General features: G+C 42.9%; 5 protein-coding genes. All 5 read left to right on the forward strand.

Annotated features, from left to right (window positions below):
* Positions 1–3 precede the first annotated feature (3 nt).
* The 5 genes from AYJ08_RS05560 to AYJ08_RS05580 all read left to right on the forward strand — a co-directional run bounded on the left by AYJ08_RS05560 (position 4) and on the right by AYJ08_RS05580 (position 21,541).
* Entirely contained in the window at positions 4–7,878 is a 7,875-nt protein-coding gene (locus tag AYJ08_RS05560) for a non-ribosomal peptide synthetase/type I polyketide synthase (RefSeq protein ID WP_064016902.1), read from the forward strand.
* On the forward strand, positions 7,875–18,152 hold the full coding sequence (locus AYJ08_RS05565; protein WP_064016903.1) for a type I polyketide synthase: 10,278 nt from the start codon (positions 7,875–7,877) through the stop codon (positions 18,150–18,152). Before AYJ08_RS05560 ends, AYJ08_RS05565 begins: the two co-directional genes overlap by 4 nt.
* 98 nt (positions 18,153–18,250) lie before the next feature.
* Positions 18,251–19,285 carry an LLM class flavin-dependent oxidoreductase gene (locus AYJ08_RS05570; RefSeq protein ID WP_064016904.1) on the forward strand — a complete coding sequence of 345 codons (1,035 nt, stop codon included), beginning with the start codon at positions 18,251–18,253 and terminating at the stop codon, positions 19,283–19,285.
* Between the two features lie 53 nt (positions 19,286–19,338).
* Positions 19,339–20,352, forward strand: coding sequence for a C39 family peptidase (locus AYJ08_RS22865; protein ID WP_197490594.1), 1,014 nt, complete (start codon positions 19,339–19,341; stop codon positions 20,350–20,352).
* A 55-nt stretch (positions 20,353–20,407) separates the two neighbouring features.
* Entirely contained in the window at positions 20,408–21,541 is a 1,134-nt protein-coding gene (locus AYJ08_RS05580; RefSeq protein WP_064016905.1) for a GNAT family N-acetyltransferase, read from the forward strand.
* Positions 21,542–21,621: the final 80 nt, after the last annotated feature.

A 21,621-nucleotide genomic window follows, 5' to 3' on the forward strand; every position in this document is an offset into this window, starting at 1 on the left:
AAAATGGCACATTCAGAAAAAATAGACAGAAATAACGTTGAGGATGTCATGGGACTATCTCCCGTTCAAGAAGGAATGTTATTTCACTTTTTAAAAGAGCCTGAATGGGAGCAATATCATGAACAACTATCGCTAACAATTTCAGGAAAGCTGGATTTAGCCGTTTTTAAACAAGCTTGGAACGATGTTATTCAAGCTAACGAAATGTTGCGAGCTCTGTACCGGTGGAAGGAGGTTAATCAGCCTGTTCAAATCATTTTAAAAGAACATCAGCTCGAATGTAATTACTATGATTTCTCTGACTTGCCTTCTGCTGAGCAAACGAAACAGATTACCTTACAAAAGAAAGCGGATCTTGGCAGACCCTTCAGTCTTTTGGAGGTTCCTTTTCGAATTGAGCTTTATAAATTAGCTTTTGATCATCATCAAATGGCAATCAGCAATCATCACATCTTATATGACGGGTGGAGCAACGGTCTTATCCTAAAGGAATTTTTTCAAAGATACTGCAGCTTGGTGACGGGACAGTCCTCGTTCTTTCCAAAGAAGCCTAAGTACAAGGAATATATTGCGTGGTTGCAACAGCAAGATCAGGAAAAACAAAATGCTTTTTGGGAAAAGTATTTGGAAGGATTTGATACACAGACTCCGCTTGCGATTAAAAAACATAATGCTGTTAAGAAAGGCGATATCGCTAAGCACAAAATTACGTTGGATTCCTACGTGGCATCACAAATCGAAGCATTTTGCAGAGAGCACCAAGTCACCGTAGCGTCATTGTTCTACACGGCATGGGGACTTCTGCTCAACCGGTATAATAATACGAATGATGTAATTTTTGGTACAACGGTTTCAGGTCGTTCGGGAGATACAGAGGGTCTTGAACAAGTCGTTGGGCTCTTTATTAATACTCTTCCGCTCCGTATGAAAATAGATTCGGAAACGGAGTTGCTTACTTATCTGAAACGAGTCAACCAAGACGTTCAGAACAGAACCCGATTTGAAAGCACGTCGCTGGTCAATATAAAACAAGTGAGTCTATTAGATAAAAAAGAAGAACTTTTCGATACGCTTCTCGTTATTGAAAACTATCCGTTAGACAAACAACTCTTTCAAGAGAACCAGGGTTTACGTGTTACTTCATATGAGATGCACGAGGTAACCAATTATGATTTAACGGTTGCAGTGGAATTGTTTGAAGAAACCAATCTGGTTTTCACTTACGAGCAGGCTTTGTTTGATCGGGATGTAGTAGAACGGTTGGCGCAACACTATTCAAGAATCATTACTCAGCTCATCCAACATCCAACAAGATGCTTTAGAAAGCTGGAACTCCTCTCTGAAAGGGAGCTTGAAAAGCTGGAAGCATGGAATCAAACTGATGCTTGGTATGCTTTCGAACAACCAATCCATCAATTATTTAGTGAACAAGCAAAGCAGACTCCCGAGAAAATAGCTGTTATTTGTGGAGAAGCGAGCCTTACTTATCGTCAATTGGATGAACGTACGAATCAATTAGCACGAACTCTTCGCCAACATGGAGTTGAAGCGGATACAATAGTAGGAATCTGCACGGAGCGTTCTGTTGAAATGATTGTTGGGTTATTGGGAATTTGGAAAGCAGGCGGAGCCTATTTACCGATTGATCCAAACATTCCTATGGAACGTCTTACCTATATTCTCAATGATAGTGGAACGAATCTGGTTGTCACACAACCGCCATTTATGAATAAATTCTCCAAGGAATACAATGTCCTTAATTTAGAGGACAGGGATACTTACCATTCTAATAAAGACTGCTTGGAACATAACAGTGGGCCCAAAAACCTCGCCTATGTGATCTATACGTCAGGCTCTACTGGAAAGCCAAAAGGGGTATGCATCGAACATCACTCCGTTGTAAATCGATTGAGCTGGATGCAAAAGGCCTACCCGATCAGCCCTGAGGATGTGATTCTGCAGAAAACACCATATGTGTTTGATGTCTCTGTTTGGGAGCTGTTTTGGTGGTCGATTCAGGGGGCGACGGTTTCTTTCCTCGCACCAGGTCAAGAAGGGAATCCCGAATGCATTGTAGAGGCGATTCGGCGTGATAAAGTAACGACGATGCATTTTGTGCCTTCTATGCTACATGTCTTTTTGGAATTTATTGAGGAATTTGAACAAACACACAAGTTGAAAAGCTTACAGAGAGTCTTTGCAAGCGGAGAAGCATTGGGCGTTCATCTGGTGAAACGTTTTAATCAGCTGCTATTTGAGCAATGTAAAACAGAGCTGATCAATCTGTATGGACCGACTGAGGCATGCGTAGACGTATCATATTTCAATTGCTCACCATGGATTGATTATGAAAAGGTTCCTATCGGCAAGCCAATTGACAATATTCAATTCTTGATAGTAGATCGAAACCTTATGTTACAGCCAGTAGGTGTTCCAGGCCAACTGTGCATTTCGGGAGCGGGTCTCGCACGTGGTTATGCGAACAACCTTGCCTTGACCCGTGAGAAATTCATTGATCATCCTTTTGATCCAGAAAAGAAATTATATCTGACAGGTGACCTTGCCAGATGGCTAACGGATGGCAACATCGAATATTTGGGGCGCGTCGATTATCAGGTAAAAGTGCGAGGATTCCGCATCGAGCTTGGAGAAATTGAGCATCAACTACTTGAGTTTCCCGGCATAAAAGAAGCGGTCGTATTGGTAAAACAAGATAAAAATCAAGATGATTATCTTGCTGCCTACGTAGTAAGTCAAGAAGAACTACATGTGGCAAAGACAAAGCAATTTCTGCTTAAACGTCTTCCGGAATACATGGTTCCACATGTCTTTATCCGTCTGGATGAAATGCCTTTAACCACCAATGGAAAGCTAGACCGTAAAGCATTCCCTGCTCCAGAGCTTACCCAATCAGCTCAGAAGACGACTTATGTGAAACCACAAACCGAATTAGAACGAACGATTGCGGACATTTACAAGGAAGTGTTAGAAGTCGAGAGTGTTGGCTTATACGATAATTTCTTTGACATAGGCGGAAACTCACTGAAGTTAATTCGTATATACAGCCGACTCAATAAGGCCTTGGAAACAGAATTGACAGTAGCTACACTCTTTCGTTATCCGACGATAGCTTCGCTCACTGAATATTTGTCTCAAGCAGATAAAGAAGCGGAGCAGGACAAAAGAATGCTTTTACACCATTCAGAGCAAGAATCTCTCCAGAAGGTAAAGGACACTAACAATCAGGATGTGGCTGTCATTGGAATGGCAGGACGGTTCCCAGGAGCAAGGAATGTTGATGAATTTTGGGAAAATGTAAAAAATGGAATCGAAAGTATTCGTTTTTTTACGGACGAAGAGCTTCTGGAAGCAGGAATTGACGCGGAGTTGATCAAGAAATCAAACTACGTAAAGGCAAAGGGATATCTTGATGATTTTGAATATTTTGATGCATCTTTATTTGAATATATGCCAAAGGAAGCAGAATGGATGGACCCGCAGCTGCGCTTGCTTCATGAATGTGCGTGGGAAGCCTTAGAGCAGGCTGGTTACTTAATGGATGAAAATGTTCACCGTATCGGTACGTTTGTTGGAGCTTCCTCGAATTTTCATTGGCTTCATCAAGTAGCACTTCAAAACCAAAACTCCTTGGAAGAGTTCGCTGCAATGCTACTTAATGAGAAGGACTTTTTTAGCACACGTCTAGCGTACAAGCTAAATCTGAAAGGTCCAAGTGTGACAGTGCAAACCGCTTGCTCGACATCATTGGTAGCAATTCAAATGGCTTATCAAGAATTAATACAAGGCAACTGTGAAATTGCTATAGCTGGTGGTGTTGGAATTACCTACCCGCCAAAAACTGGATATTTATACGAGGAAGGAATGATTCACTCTCCAGATGGTCGCTGCCGTGCGTTTGACAAGGATGCCAATGGGACAATCGGTGGGAATGGTATCGGGATTGTGGTGTTGAAGAGGCTCGATGATGCATTGTTAGATGGTGATACCATTCATGCTGTTATCAAAGGGGGAGCAATCAATAATGATGGTATCGACAAGGTAGGATTTACTGCTCCAGGAGTCATGGGACAGGCCGAAGTCATCCATCAGGCTCAGAGACAGGCCGGAGTTGAACCAGAGAGCATCAGTTACGTTGAGGCACACGGAACGGGAACTGCACTAGGTGATCCAATCGAGTTTGAGGCATTACGACTCGCTTTCCACACAAATCAAAAAGGGTACTGTGCAATTGGTTCAGTAAAAACCAACATTGGTCATCTCGATGCTGCTGCTGGTGTAGCGGGATTTATGAAAACAGTACTTTCTCTTCAGCATGAACTGCTTCCCCCGAGTCTGCACTACCACTCAAGGAATCCAAAGATCGATTTTGTAAACAGTCCATTTTTTGTTAATAAACAGCTCACTGCATGGCCAAGAGGAGAAAAACCACGACGAGCAGGTGTCAGCTCATTTGGTATGGGAGGGACCAATGCTCATGTAATCCTTGAAGAAGCTCCAAAGATGGTTAATTACCCTGAGAAGCGCGAATGGAAGCTCCTAATGCTTTCCGCTAAAACGGAAACTGCCTTGAAAAAGGCGGCAGAGAATTTACAAAGATATCTCACTGCTCAGCCGGAAGTAAACCTCTCGGATGTAGCCTATACATTACAGGTTGGACGGAAAACCTTTCCATACCGAAAAGTGATTGTGGCTAAAAATGTGCAAGAGGCGACTGTGCTGCTTGGTCTTCCAGATACGGATAGGGTGATGACCAAACAGCTTATCAAACCTAATCGCTTTGTTACATTTATGTTTTCCGGACAAGGCTCGCAGTATATCAATATGAGTCATGAATTATATCAAAAAGAAGAAAGTTTCCGTACTATCGTGGATATGTGTTCTGAAATACTTCAGCCTATCATCGGGTACGATGTGCGGGAAATTATCTATCCGATAGAGGATCAAAAAGAATGGGCTTCTGAAAGGCTACTGCAGACGGAAGTAACACAGGTGGTTCTCTTTACAGTAGAGTATGCTTTGGCCCAAATGTTAATGGAATGGGGCATACAGCCGCAGGCAATGATCGGTCACAGCATAGGTGAATATGTTGCGGCTTGCATTGCTGGGGTATTTTCATTAGAAGATGCATTAAGACTGGTGGCAATGCGGGGCAAATTGATGCAATCAATGCCAGCGGGGGCGATGCTCAGTGTGCAGCTCGCAGAATCAGCTCTTCTTTCGCTACTCCCTCACGATGTCTCGTTAGCAGCCGTGAATAGCTCAGCGCTGTGTGTAGTTTCAGGAAGTCATGAAGCGATGGAGAAGTGTAGTGCTTTGTTAACAGAAAAAGGAGTAGAGCACAGCCAGTTGCATACTTCTCATGCTTTCCATTCAGCGATGATGGAGTCAATCTTGACTGAGTACGAATCGGTGGTGCGCACAATTGAACTTCGTGAGCCGCAACTTCCCTTTGTATCAAATGTAACAGGCACTTGGATTACTATAGAGGATGCTACTGATCCTATGTATTGGGTGAAGCATTTACGCGGGACGGTTCAGTTTGCTGCTGGGGTCAAGGAGCTGTTGAATACCGAACAATCTGCTTTTATTGAAGTAGGACCCGGCCGTGTCCTTAGTACATTTGTTCTTCGCCACACTGACAGAAGAGAGGATCACTTCGTTACTAATTTACTTCCTCATCCACAAGAAAGAACGGCTGAAGCTTTGTTCTTTTATCGAAAAATCGCTCAGTTGTGGTTAGTGGGTGTACAAATAGATTGGCAGGCATTCTATAAAAAGGAACAGCGGAGAAGAATCCCACTTCCCTCCTATCCGTTTGAGCGGAAACGCTTTTGGTCGTGGACTCAATCTACTCCAATCTCTAGCAAAGCTCAGAATTTGTTACAGGAGGCGATGAGCGCCAAAAAGACGAATATGGCAGATTGGTTTTATGTGCCTTCATGGGAGAGGGTCCCTTTGTCTGATGGCTATGGGGAACGTCTTGCGATGGAGTCCGTACTGATTTTTGCAGACGATACTTCACTAAGCAAATGTTTACTAGAGAAGATTAAACAGATGAATTCAAATATTGTTGTCGTTTATAAAGGTGTTACGTATAGAAAGATAGACGATCGTAGCTTCGTAATCCATCCGAGTGAAACCCATCATTATGACCAGTTGCTTCATGAAATGCAAGAGTTGGGATTCACAGCAACCAAGGTATTGCACCTGTGGAGTGTGAATGAGGATAAGTATTATGGGCTTGATACAACACGTGTAGAACAAGCGATCGACTTCGGATTTTACAGTCTTGTTTTTTTTGTACAGGCTCTTGGAAGACAGATGAATACCATTCCCCTTGATATACTCGTCGTTACAAACAACACGCAAGAGGTAACCGGTGAAGAAGAGTTACAGCCTGAAAAGGCGACAGTACTTGGATTTGTTAAAGTTGCACCTCTAGAGTACTCCAATGTGAATTGCCGCCATATTGATATCCTGTCTACCTCAGATCCTTATAAGCGGGAAAAAGTAGCACAGCAATTGTTAGCGGAGCTAGAGACCGTATCTGAGGATAAGGTTGTCGCCTATCGTAACAATTATCGATGGGTACAAATCATGAAAAAATCATATCGGGAAGCTCTAATGTCAACACCAAGGCTTAAACAGCATGGCGTTTATCTGATAACAGGTGGCATGGGTGGCATGGGCTTTGCTATAGCAAAGGATTTTGCCCAGAACTATCAGGCAAAGTTAATTTTGATTGGACGTTCGGAGTTTCCGCCGCGAATGGCATGGAGTGATTGGTTGAACAGTCATCCAGAGGATAACAGCATCAGCCAGAAAATCAGAGAGATTATCCAGCTGGAAAGCGATGGAGCAGAAGTAATGGTTGCCAGAGCAGATGTATCGAATCAGCTTCAAATGGCAGACGTGATTCAATCTGCGAATGAGCGGTTCGGCGGAATAAACGGTGTGGTTCATGCCGCTGGGATTGCTGACTATGCAGGATTAATTCAAAATCGCACACGTGAAACGGTGGGGACTATTCTTAAACCGAAAATACATGGAACACTTGCGCTAGATTATTTGTTACGTGAACAAAAGCTCGATTTTTTCGTGCTATGCTCCTCCATAGGTAACGTTTCCTATCATCGTAAGGTCGGGCAAGTTGCCTACAACGTTGCAAATGAATTCCTTGATGCCTATGCCTTTTATAAAACGGCACGGGATGGCGTTCACACTGTGTCAATCAACTGGCCTGATTGGCAAGAGGTAGGAATGTCTATCGAGTCAGCAAAGTACTGGGCGAAAGCACTCCATACAAATGTAGAGACTATTCTCCAGGACGGGTTAAATCAATCTGAGGGAGTGGAAGTTCTCAAGCGTGCCTTGCACAGCGCTTCACCACAGGTGGCGGTTTCATCTGAGGATTTGATTAAGAAAATCGCTGAGGGTTCGGCCCATTTCCAGGCTGTTTTGGAACAGGGACAGTTTTCACGCGAAATAAATCAGCGTCCAAAACTCTCTACCAACTATGTTGCTCCGAAGAGTGAAATAGAAGGAAAGCTTGCGAATATTTGGCAAAAAATGTTCGGCATTGAGCAAGTTGGGATACATGATAACTTCTTCGACCTAGGAGCAAGCTCACTTGACTTGATTCAGGTTAATCGAAAGGTAAAAGAGATGCTCAACCTTGATATTTCAGTTGTGACGATGTATGAATACCCGACAATTGCCTCGCTTGCAGCTTATTTGATTCAGGAGTTGTCAGAGGATAAACAGGAAATACGGGAACAAACAAAATCGGATGAGTTGAACAAGTCTAAACAACTCATGAAGAGCACAATCTCGAAAATGGGGCGGTCCACAAAATGACGAAAAAAGCAGAGCAAACTCATCATACTGGACTGGAAATTGCTGTTATTGGAATCGCGGGTAAATTTCCAGGAGCTGATAACCTAGAACAATATTGGGAAAATCTAAAAAATAGGGTAGAAACCATATCGGTTTTTACCGATGAAGAATTGCGCGAGGCGGGAATTGATCCCGCTCTCCTGCAAAAGCCAAACTACGTAAAAGCAAAAGGATACATTGAAGGTATTGAAGAATTTGATTCTGGTTTCTTTGGCTATTCTCCACGGGAAGCGGAGATTATGGATCCGCAGATTCGTCTTCTCCAGGAATGTAGCTGGCAAGCATTAGAGGATGCTGGTTATGATCCTAAATCCTATGAGGGATTGATCGGACTATATGTTGGAGCGGCCTCCAACTACGAGTGGGTGGCACAATCCCCGCTTATGAAAAATGATGGCGGAGCGGCATTACATGAAGCAGGAACCCTTTGCTACAAAGATGCGATTAGTACGCTTACTTCTTATAAACTAGGATTAAAAGGGCCAAGCTTTACGATGTACACAGCTTGCTCTACCTCTCTGTTGAGCATCCACTTAGCTTGCCGTGCTCTACTTACCGGGGAGTGTAGCATTGCTTTAGCAGGGGGTGTGCGTGTCTCCTATCCTAACAAAAAAGGCTATCTCTACGAGCAGGGACTTACTTCGTCACCAGATGGGCATGTTCGTGCATTCGACGCTGATGCAAAAGGTGCAGTATTTAGCGATGGAGTTGGGATGGTTGTTCTGAAAAGACTTGAGGATGCAATGGCTGACAAAGACAATATCTGGGCTGTAATAAAGGGAACGGCCGCAAACAATGATGGCGCACGTAAAGTAGGATATACGGCGCCAAGTGTAGAGGGACAGGCAGAGGTCATCATGGCTGCTCAGTCTCTTGCCGAGGTAGAGCCAGAGAGTATCAGTTATATCGAGACTCACGGCACAGCGACTAATCTGGGGGATACCATTGAATTTGAAGCTCTTAAACGAGCCTTTCCAACCGAACAAAAAAGCTTTTGTGGAATTGGGTCAGTTAAATCTAACATTGGGCATCTTGACACAGCGGCAGGGATAGCTGGGTTCTTAAAAACAGTCCTGGCTTTAAAGCATAAGCAACTACCCCCAACGCTTCATTTTAATCGTCCTAATCCTAGGATTAAGCTTGTCAACAGTCCTTTCTATATTGTGAATGAATTACAGGCTTGGGAGCACGACAACTATCCACTGCGTGCCGGCGTAAGCGCTTTTGGGTATGGAGGAACCAATGTTCATGCGATTTTGGAAGAAGCTCCGACCATCGAAAGCGAACCTAATCAAAGCATCAATCAGTACGTTTTTCCACTGTCCGCACGTTCATTGACTGCATTGGATAACGCTGCAAATCAATTGGTGGAGTATTTCAGTAGCCAACCAAAAGTAGAGATAGCGGATGTAGCCTACACGTTGCAGGTTGGACGCCGAGAATTTCCATATCGCAGAGCCATTGTGGCATCGAATCGAGAGGAAGCCATTACAAAGCTTTTAGCAAGCAAAGGAAAGGCTACATTGGCTAAGGAAAATCAAAGTGATGTGATTTTCCTATTTCAGAAGCATGGTTTTTCAGAGGTTAACCTTTTGGAGGAATTATATTTATCAGAGCCTACATTCATAAATGCTTTAGATCGCTGTTTTAATCAAATACAGTCCATTACAGGGTATGACTTGCGAAATGTATTGTATCCCAAATATAACCTTGACGATATTGCAATCGTTTTGAAGCAGCCAGAAATTTCAGAGATGCTTGCATTCGTCTTGCAATACGCGCTTGCTTCCTTGTTAATCGCTCGGGGAGTTAAGCCTACGGCGATGCTTGGATTTGGCATAGGAGAATATGTAAGTGCAGTAGTAGGGGAAGTTATGAGTCTGGAGGAAGCGTTGTCTCTAGTGGTCGCTCGTGGAAAGATCCTTTATTCTCAAACAGCGAACGTAGAGGACTTCCAACGATTGGCTCAAACGATCTCCCTACAAACCCCAAGGCTACCTTTTATCTCAAGCGTGACAGGTACTTGGATTACCAATCAACAAGCATCTGATTGTGGCTACTGGGTTCGGCACCTGTATGAACAGGAAGAAGAGGCTGTAGGCTTAAAAGAGGTTGCAACAACTGCCGATGCGTTATTTCTGCAATTGTTCGCTTCGGATAAACAATGCATCTACTTAGCGAAATGTCTCGATGACAAGGCAAAACGAATTGTGACTGTTATGAATCAGGAGAAAGGTAACAGCGAGGCTTATCAGTTGTGGCAATCATTTGGCACACTTTGGACACATGGAAAAACACCAGAGTGGAAGAGCTTTTATGACGGAGAAAAAAGACGCCGTGTATCTCTTCCAACCTATCCCTTTGAAAAACAACGTTACTGGCCTGATCCTGTCATTCCCCAAACTGTCATGCCGAAAACACAAAAGGTTCAAAAAAACGAAAACATTGCGGAGTGGTTTTATTTACCCACATGGGAATCAGCACCTTTCACTATGAAGCAAGAGAAGCAAGAAAATAAAAAATATCTGATTTTTATTGACGAGGAGAATGTGGGAAGCGAGCTAGCCAACCGCTTGAGAAAATCGGGTCATCATGTGTCAATCGTTAGAAGTGGGGCAGCTTACAGCCAGAAATCAGAAGGGGAATATGCCATCCAAGCAAGTGAGGAAAACGATTATAAACAGTTGTTTCAGAACCTGCGCTATCATGACACCCTCCCCGATGAGATCATCCATATGTGGAATGTCAATAAGGATGAGATAGGCATTGCATCTATGGAGTTTGGCTATTACTCTCTTATCCGCCTAGTAAAAGCGATTTCTGAACAAAATATGATCGAGCCGCTTCAAATCTCCGTAATAACAAGCCAGATGCAAAAAGTGACTGATACCGATCGTGTTCAGCCTGAAAAGGCAATGTTGCTTGCTCCCGTCAAAGTAATACCTCAGGAGTTTCAAAATATCAGGTGCCGTAGCATTGATATAGCCGGGACAGATGAGCAGAGCTTGAGTGGGAAAGATGTCATTGAACCATTGTTTACAGAACTGACCAGCAAGATAGGAGACACAGTTATTGCCTATCGGAATCAAGAGCGCTATGTTCGTACCTTTAGCCGTGTTCCTGTAGAACAAGTAGAAGCTGTACTTTCTTTAAGCAACGAGGCTACGGTACCACAATTACGTAAAAAAGGAGTCTATTTGATTACAGGTGGGCTTGGCGGTATCGGAACTAAACTGGCCGAGTACCTCGCAAAATCAATCCAAGCAAAACTGGTACTCGTGGGACGTACCCAATTGCCACCGCGTGCAGAGTGGAAAACATGGCTTGCAAATCATGAAGAACAGGACGACATCAGCTTAAAAATACGCCACATTCAGCATTTGGAGGAGTATGGAGCAGAAGTGCTCGTTATCAGTGCCGATGTCGCGGACGAAAATCAGATGCCCGATGTCATTGCTCAAGCAGAAGACAAGTTCGGATCAATCCACGGCGTAATTCATGCTGCAGGAATTTTGCGAGTGAAGTCAGCTCAATGTATGATGGAAAGAATTACAAAAGAGGAATGCGAGGAGCAATTTCAGCCAAAATTATATGGAACATTGACACTGGAAACAGTTCTACGTGACAAGCCGCTTGATTTTTGCATGCTTGTGTCATCCCTGTCTCCGATCCTTGGGGGACTAGGTTTCGTAGCGTATGCGGCAGCTAATCTCTATCTGGACGCTTTTGCCGAAAAACAAAGTCTTTTGAATCCAAACCGTTGGATTAGTGTGAACTGGGGCGATTGGCAATATACGGGCAAAGAGTACAATAAAACCTTCGTTAGCGAAAGCATCGAAATGCTAGAAATGACCCCCACGGAAGGAATCAAAACGTTCCAATGTGTGCTAGGCCTTGAAGGAGTTCATCAGGTTGTTATTTCTTCAGGGAATTTATACAGTCGCTTTAACCAATGGATTAACTTAGAGGTCCTTCAGGAAGAACGATCGGGTATGAGCGGAAAAGGAAAAGCACCAAAACAGCAGAAACGTATCCAATACATGAAAAATAGAACCAGAATGGCAGAGATAGAGCAATTGATTTCCGAAATCTGGATGGATTTCTATCGAGTAGATAACGTTAATCCGGCCGAAAATTTCTTTCAATTGGGAGCTACCTCACTAGACATTATTCAAATTCACAATAAGATTGTCAAAGGCCTGGAGAAGCATATACCCATTGAAGCCATGTTTGAATTTCCAACCATCCAGTTACTGGCGAAACATTTGAGCGGTGACGAAGTAGAAGAGGAAGTGGAGGAAGTATCGACGGGCCGTATAAACAACACACGAAAAATGAGTGGTGATATTGCTGTAATCGGGATGGCAGGACGTTTCCCGGGGGCAAAGGATATTGATGAATTCTGGGAGAATCTAAGAAATGGAGTAGAATCCGTCGTCTTTTTCACAGATGAAGAGCTTAAAGAAGCGGGTGTAGATCCTGATCAATACCGTCTTCCTAATTATGTAAAGGCCAAAGGATATTTGAAAGGGACGGAGTGTTTTGACTCTGCCTTCTTCGATTACACACCAAAAGACGCTATGGTAATGGACCCTCAGCTACGAGTTTTTCATGAGTGTACGTGGGCAGCACTTGAACACGCGGGCTATAACATAGATTCCTATCAAGGCTCTGTCGGGGTTTTTGCAGGGGCGTCGCCAAATTTGTACTGGCAGGTAATGGCTACGTTGGCAGAAGCGAATGAACCATCGGGGCAATTCCTCGCCTCTCTTTTAAACGATAAAGATTCTTTAAGTACACAAATTTCCTATAAATTGAATTTAAAAGGACCAAGCTCTAATATATTTACAGGCTGCTCTACTTCCCTTGTATCAATTATTACGGCTTGCCAATCCCTGTTAAACGGACAGTGTGACATGGCAATAGCGGGAGGAATTACGCTTACACAACCGGATAAAGCTGGATACGTCTATGAGGAAGGAATGCTGTTCTCGGTAGATGGGCATTGCCGAAGCTTCGATGAAAAGGCAAGCGGAATGCTGTTTGGCGATGGAGTAGGTGTCGTTGTACTCAAATCGTTGGAGGATGCAGTAGCAGATAAAGACTTCATCCATGCCGTTATCAAAGGATCGGCCATTAACAATGACGGCAATCGTAAAGTCGGTTACACGGCACCAAGCGTGGAGGGCCAAGCCGATGTAATCCGTGCCGCGCACTCCAGTGCAAATGTCGATCCGAAGAGCATTACCTATATAGAAACGCATGGAACGGCGACCAAATTAGGTGACACAATTGAGATTAGTGCCTTAAAGCAAGCATTCCATTCAGATAAGCGCCAGTATTGTGCAATAGGCTCGGTGAAATCAAATGTAGGTCATCTTAATGCGGCATCAGGCGTAGCTGGTTTTATCAAAGTTGTTATGGCTTTGCAAAACCGTCAAATTCCAGCTAGCCTCCATTTTGAAACGCCTAATAAACAAATTGATTTCGATAATAGTCCGTTTTTCGTCAATACCCAATTGCGAGAATGGAAATCCGAGTCTTATCCGTTGCGCGGAGGAGTCAGTTCGTTTGGCATCGGTGGTACGAATGCACATATTGTTCTGGAAGAGGCATCGTCTCCTCTTATTTCCAGTGACTCTCTACGTGAATGGAAAATGCTTGTGCTTTCCGCTAAAACGGTATCCTCATTAGATCGGATGACTCAGAATCTAGGGAATTATCTACGTCAACATCCTGATGTAAATCTGGCTGATGTCTCCTATACGCTGCAGCTTGGTAGAAAACCATTTACGTATAGACGAACTCTTCTTTGCCAAAGCGTTGAGGAAGCAAGTGAACTGCTACTGTCCACAGATACAAATAAAATAGACACGGTTAAGGCAAAAGGAGAACATCGTCCTGTCGTATTCATGTTCTCTGGTCAAGGTTCTCAGTATGTTAACATGGGACGCGATTTATATGAGCAGGAACCACAGTTCCGAGCGGAAGTAGATAAATGCTTTCATATTCTGGAACCATTGCTGGGCTTTGATCTAAAAAATGTGTTATTTCCCGCAGATAATGAAGATGAGGCAAGAACACAGATTCATACAAACGAATTTGGACAACCGATTCTCTTCACTTTTGAATATGCGCTTGCCCAGCTACTCATGCAATGGGGGATTCAACCGTCCGCTGTCATAGGCTATAGCTTTGGTGAGTATGTGGCTGCAACCATCGCGGGGGTATTTTCCCTACACAATGTTTTAAAACTAATTGTAGAACGCGGGCGACTAATGAATAAAGTCTCTGGAGCGATGCTTAGTGTACCGTTAAATGCTAGAGAAACAAGTGAAAGAATGGCATTGTTTATAACAAAACATAAAGATAGCGACAGCAACGCCATCTCCTTAGCAATTGATAACGGAGTGTCTAGCATCGTGTCAGGATCAGAAAAAGCCATTAAAGAATTTGAGCTAGAGCTGCGGGCTAATCGTCTGTTAAGTATGCGAGTGCCAAGTGAACATGCCGCCCACTCCATCGTTCTCGATCCGATTCTTGAAGAATTTGAGCAGGTTATCCGGACTATTCCACTACAAGAGCCAGAAATTCCATTTGTTTCAAATGTAACGGGTACTTGGATCACAGCTGAACAAGTTCAAGATCCGATGTATTGGGTGACTCATATGCGTGAAACCGTACGATTTGCAGATGGAATTGAAACACTCAAACAGGATAAGGATAGCGTTTTTGTCGAAATTGGTCCAAGTAGGGACATAAGCGTGCTGCTCAACCGTTTCTTCGAGGATGAACCTGAACGAGTATTGCATACAGCCAAGCACCCCCAGCAAAAAGTCTCTGATGTTTGCTTCTTGCTAACAAAGCTTGCTCGCTTGTGGGGATTAGGAGTATATGTAGACTGGACTAATTTCTACGGGGATGAGGAACGTCAGCGTATTCCGCTACCCACCTATTCCTTTGATCCTATTAGCTACAAGATACAAGAGAATCCTTTTGAATTAAGTCAGAGATTAACGAAAAAGAAGCCGCAACTTTATAAAAAAGAAAATATTAGCGAGTGGTTTTACACACCGCAGTGGTCTTCAGTCCCTCTTCAGAAGGCGAAAAGTAACGAATCACTTGCAGAGCAAAGGTGGCTTATTTTTACGGATGAAGGTGGATTAGGTACGAAGGTGGCAGCAGGTCTGGAAAATGTGGCGAAATCGGTTGTGGTCGTTAAGGTAGGTGAAACCTTCGAAAAATTAGCTGAAAATTGCTATCAGTTGAATTTGAAGGAAGAGAGCCACTATTCGATGCTTTTAAGCGAACTTAGCAAGGACGATAAGCTTCCAACACGCATTGCCCACTTTTTAGGAGTAACCTCAATAGAGGAAAATGCTGCACTGAGTTTATCAGATTTTCAAGAACGCGGTTTCTACAGCTTGTTCCATTTAATGAAATCACTTGTTGGCAAGCAAATAAATGAGCAGATTGATATCAAGATCATAAGCAACAATGTTCATGAAATACTAGGTGATGAGCCATTGATTCCGGAGAAGGCTACCGTACTCTCCCCAGCGATAGTTGCTCCACAGGAGTATTCGTATTTGAATTGCTCTCATATTGACATTGTTTTTCCAAGCATGGGAAGCAAGCAAGAGAAAAAACTTGTAGAACAACTAATGGCTGAATGTTGCTCTCCTTCCACAGACAAACTTGTTGCTTATCGAGGGAAAAATCGCTGGGTACAAGGCTATGTACCGCAAATCCTCGACAATGTAGAAGAAACCCCGTCTCCGCTGCGGGAAAAAGGGGTTTACTTAATAACGGGAGGTTTAGGCGGTATTGGTTTGATCCTAGCGGAATATCTGGTTAAGACTGTACGAGCCAAATTAATCCTTACAGGACGTTCAGGCTTGCCTGGTCGCGAGCAGTGGAAAAAGTGGATAGAGACACATGATGAAAAAGACCCCATCAGTCAGAAAATCCGTAAAATACAAGAACTGGAGAAGATGGGTGGAGAAGTTCTACTATTTGCTTGTGATGTCGCAGATAAAGATCAAATGCAAGCTGTTATTACACAAGCAGAGCAAATCCACGGTTCGCTAAATGGGGTGATTCACGGCGCGGGTGTTTTAGGAGGCAACACGTTCAATCTAATGAAGGATCTCAAGAAAACAGACTGCGAGGACCAATTTAAGTCGAAAATGTACGGATTACGTGTGCTTTCGGAAGTCCTTAGGGAAAAACAGCTAGATTTCTGCTTGTTAATGTCCTCGATCGCTTCTGTGTTGGGTGGGCTTGGTTTTACTGCATACTCCGCCGCTAACCTGTATATGGATTATTTTGTTCAAAAATATAACAGGGACGCGCTCGTGCCTTGGATAAGCGTGAATTGGAGCGACTGGAAATACTGGGATGAGACTGAAAAGGACAAAACTGTTGGAGGAAGCATCTGGGAACTATCGATGCTACCGGAGGAAGGAGTTCAAGTTTTTCAACGTATTTTGGCCTCTGGAGAAACTTGGGTTGCCAACTCACCAGGGGATTTACAGGTTCGAATCAATCAGTGGGTTCATCTCCAATCGTTACGCAGTGAAGAGGAAAATGACAGCGAGGTAGTATTGCATGCCAGACCAATGTTAATGAGCTCTTATGTGGAGCCCCGCACCGAATTAGAAAAAGAGCTGGTTGAGATTTGGCAGAAAATTTTCCGTGTAAATCAAATAGGAATAGAAGACGATTTCTTTGAGCTTGGTGGTGATTCGCTGAAAGGAATTACCCTTGTGTCTCGAATTCATAAGGAGTTGCATGTGGAAATACCGGTGGCACAGTTGTTCGATACACCGACCATTGAAACACTTTGCACGTATATTCAAAACGCAGAGAAAAGCGGGTACCATTCTATTGATGCAGCAACACCTAAGGACGCGTATGTTCTATCCTCGCCCCAGAAACGCTTCTATGTTTTACACCGGCTTCATCCAGCTAGCACAGCGTACAACGATACGGCTGCCGTATTGTTGGAAGGTGAGCTTGATAGGAAGAGACTAGAGCAAGCTTTTCGAAATGTAATTCAACGACATGAAGTGTTCCGTACATCCATTCAAATGATCGATGATGAACCAAAGCAATTCATTCATGACCATGTTGATTTTGAATTGACGTATGCAGAAGCGAAAGAAACCCAAGCACCACAGCTTGTGCGTGATTTTATCAGAGCCTTTGATTTAAGTGTTGCGCCATTTTTACGTATTGGGCTCGTGAAACTGCATGAGGCGAAGCATATCCTGATAGTCGATATTCACCACATCATCACGGACGGTGTTTCTTTTGACATCTTCGTAAGGGATCTGATGAAGCTATACGCTGGAGAAGAACTCCCACAGCTTCGCATTCAATACAAGGACTACGCAGAGTGGCAAAACAGTGAGAGAGAGCAGGAAGCGGTCAAAAAGCAGAAGGAGTACTGGATGAAACGGTTTGAAGATCAAATTCCTGTACTTGATCTACCTACAGATTATACAAGACCAAAAGTATCAAACTTTGTGGGAGATACATTGTCATTTGAGATCAATTCAGAATTGACAGCAAAGATAAAAAAGCTTGTTAGTCAGGAAGAGTCCACTCTATACATTGTGATGTTAGCAATCTACAATGCTCTTCTGTATAAGTACACTGGACAGGAAGATATAGTAATCGGCTCCCCAATTGCTGGTAGACCGCATACTGATTTGCAGAACATCATGGGAGTGTTCGTTAACATGCTTCCGATGCGGAACCAGCCAAAAGGAGAGAGAACATTTAAGGAATTTTTGGCAGAGGTAAAAGAAAACTCTCTGCAAGCCTTTGAAAATCAGAAGTACCAATATGAAGATTTGGTTCTCAGTCTTGGACTGCAAGGTAATATTTCACGCAATCCACTGTTTGATGTTATGTTTGTTCTACAAAACATGGATACCGAGCAACTAGAGTTCAACGGTCTTCACGTATCGCCGTTCGAATTTGGGCACCAAAGAGCTCAAGTTGACCTGCTTCTTCGTGCAGTTGAGGCTCAGGATAAGCTGGAGATGACTATCGAATATTCTACTGAGCTGTTTAGACGGGAGACGATAGAGAAGTTTGTCCAACGCTATCTGGAGCTTATGGAGCAAGTTGCGTCGGATGTCCAAGTAAGGCTGCAGGATATCTCGATTTCACATGATTATAAGGAACTCGTGCTGCAAATTGATCAAGGTGATTTCGATTTTTAAAATAAGAGGAATATCCAGGACAGGCTGGAAGGATGGTGCTTTTTGCACCATCCGGCTATGTCCAATCAGGGAAGTTCGGAAGCAGGAGGGAACAGATTATGGAATTTTGTTGGGCATTACCGGTTGTGCCGACAGATCAATACCATGAACTATATCGCGCGTATACGGATCAAGCTTTACGCGCTGAAAAAAATAATTTTGATGGTGTACTTGTTTCTAGTACTCCAACCTCAGTTGATCCCTTTATTGCATCCACGAAGATTGGTTTGGAAACCACCAGTATTCGCATCCTGCTTGCCCAAAATACCAACCATTGTTTGCCGACCTATACTTCTAAAGCATTGAATACTCTCAATCAGATGATTAACCATCGGGCTGATGTTAATGTGATTACGGGGAGTTCCAGCATTGCTCTTTCCCGTGAAGCTCAAGCTGATTCACATTCCACCAGATATCAACGTACGAAAGAGTTTATGGAGATCATTCAGTTACTTCGTAAAGGAACTACTAGTTACAAAGGAGAGTTTTTTCACATTAGCAACTGTGACATTTATCCAAAGGAGAACGTAGAGAAGAGAGGACGCTATTTCGTCGCGGGCAGCTCTGAGGAAGCGATGACTATTGCTGCGCATTTTGGAGATGCATATATTTTGTATGCGTGCGAGTTCGATTTGATTTCAAAACATTACAACAAAGTCAAACAGATGGCGTCAGAAAAAGGAAGAAGCATTTCCTGCGGAGTACTTGTCGATATTATCGCAAGACAAACAAGCGAAGAAGCGTGGAATGCGGCAAGTGAACTATTGGAAAATACATCACCAATCACGAAGCGAATAACACGTGCATTTCTCAAAACCTCTGATTCTGTAGGACTTGGACGGTACAAAGACCTGACTGCCGAAAATAACTACATGGTAGGAGAGAATCTGTGGGGCGGGCTTAGCCAAGTAAACCCATCAAATTCGATATCAATTGTAGGCAGTTATGAGGAGGTTGTTGAAACACTAAAAAAATATCATGAAGCTGGTGCAGAATTCTTTCTCTTGACAAGTTTGTTGCATGACAATGAAATCGAGCGTATTGGACAACATATTATCCCTCAGTTAAAGAAAGCAAAAGTTTCTATCAATTAAAATATTGATAACCAATGAAATACCCGTGTTACATTTTAGGAGGGGAATTGGTTATGTTGAAATCATCAATGGAAAATCCCTATTTGCTTATAAATATAGAACCAGTAAAACATATTGAAAATAATTGCATTGAAGATGTAATTGCTTCCCTTGCGCGTTGGCTTAATCGAAATCACGAGTGTATGTTTGCACAAACGTGGAATTTTTCTTTTGAATCTAATAGAAAGCAAACGCAAAGAATAGGAGACCAACTAATCATTCCCTCAAATAACTTCTTAGCGCTTCTCGAACAGTATCATGGCATACGAGGAACAGTCTATCATAAACAAATTGAAGAAGAGGTGTATGAGTTAATTCAAACGGAGCTGACTTCTGGCTTCCCCGTGGTGGCTACCATGAATTCCTTTTGGGTTCCTTGGGATAAAAACTATCAGAAGGAACACACTGTTCATTCCTTTATGATTGTGGGAATTAACTCTGAAACGCAAGATCTTTATTGTACAGATCCTTATTTTATGAAAAAGGAGGTGCAGTTGTCCCACACAAATTTTATCAAGGGCTATCAACATATAACGACATTCTCTCTTGTCCAGGATGAACAGGTTGATCCTAAGCAAGTCATCCAAACGTTAGCTGACAGACTTTCCTCAGAATTACAGATCGGAAAGGCGTTTTCTGACATGCATGAGTTTGCAGATGTTTTACGGAAAACCTTTGATTTGCAAATAGAGACAGAAGGATATGACAAAAACTTTGATGACATTCCACTAATAAACAACCTGGCGGATGTTGCAAATGGGCGTCTTAAATATGCACATCTTTTAGCGTTTATTGCTTCACGTGATTATGCAAGTTTAGCTCCTTTTGTGGAAGAAATGAAAAGAATAGGGAATAATTGGGATATTATTCGAGGGATTGTTATCAAAATGCATCTCACAAAAAGATGTAATGATATTGCACTGGAGAAGCTCTCCCAAAAAATCATGGAGGTTTCACAGGACGAAAGATGCTTTGCAGTACAGTTGCTTGAAGAATATAATCGTCTCCTGTTAGAAAAGAAAGCATAAGATAGAGAATTTGAATACTAAATAGAAAACCTACAAAAGAAAGGAAACATCAGGCATGATTTATGAGCTTCCTGTTCAACATTACGATCGGATTAAGGATATTTTTCACGAACAAACCAATCATCCTATTATCTGGGGAATCATTAATGGAAATAACCAAGGAAAAGTATATGTAGATGATACAGAAAAACCAAAAACAGCATTGATATGGGCAAAATTTGAAATATTTATACTTGGTGGAGACAAGGAGAACGAATCATTTAACAAAACCCTCGAGTCGTTCATTCGGGAGAGAATTGCACCAGAGAGTTTGCAGATTGGTGACATTGCTTTTCAGTTAGAGTTCGCAGGGGCGAATACGGGTGAAGGAACAGTGATTGATAGGCTGAAAAGCTATCTGCCAAAAGCTTATGGACGTTGTGCTTTCACATTTAATGAAGCGAGGTATCGAGAGCTTGGAAAATGGCATGATCAGATTCCCTTTGGCTACTCTGTAGAAAAAATTACTCCGGAATTAATGGAGAGGGACAAAGAGGGCGTTATTCGAGAAGAGCTGGAGAACTTCTGGGTCTCTCCAGAGGTTTTTTTCGAGAAGGGTATTGGCTATTGCACTATGCAAGGGGATAAGGCAGTTAGCAGTTGCCTTTCTGTTTATGCAGGTGATGGAAATATTGAGATCGGCATTAACACCTACGATATGAAACATCGGAACAAGGGATTGGCAACACTGGCTGCTCGCGCTGTGCTGGATGAATGTCTTCAACGGGAGATCACTCCACATTGGAAGACAGAACATTTCCGTTATGCGTCCATAAGATTAGCAAATAAGTTAGGCTTTGAAAACCGTCGGGATTACATGGCGTACTATTTCTTTTACCGTGAACAAGATAATCTTGTAAGCAGTGCTTATTACCAGCTAAAAGAGTTTGGCGATGTCGTTACAGCCAATGACTATGTTAGAAGAGCAAAAGGACTGGGAGAACTGGAAGACTGGCATTGTTTTCTCATCGCTTGTGGCTTTGCTGTGAGCAAAGACACGACTACTGCTCTTTCCTATTTAGAACGAGCCATTGACAAGGGCTGGAGAGATACAAGCGACGTGAAATTTGAAAATGATTTGAAAAATTTGCATGGGCTAAAAGAATGGGAAATTTTGACCAAAAAGTTGCTTTTAACTGAAGAGGAATAACGCTAACGGTTATTAAAATAGTGATTGAATTGCACGATGATCAGAACGATTTGGGTAAGGAGACTGCCCAAATCGTGAAC

The organism is Brevibacillus sp. SKDU10 (assembly GCF_001645205.1).
GTDB classification, from domain to species: domain Bacteria; phylum Bacillota; class Bacilli; order Brevibacillales; family Brevibacillaceae; genus Brevibacillus_B; species Brevibacillus_B halotolerans.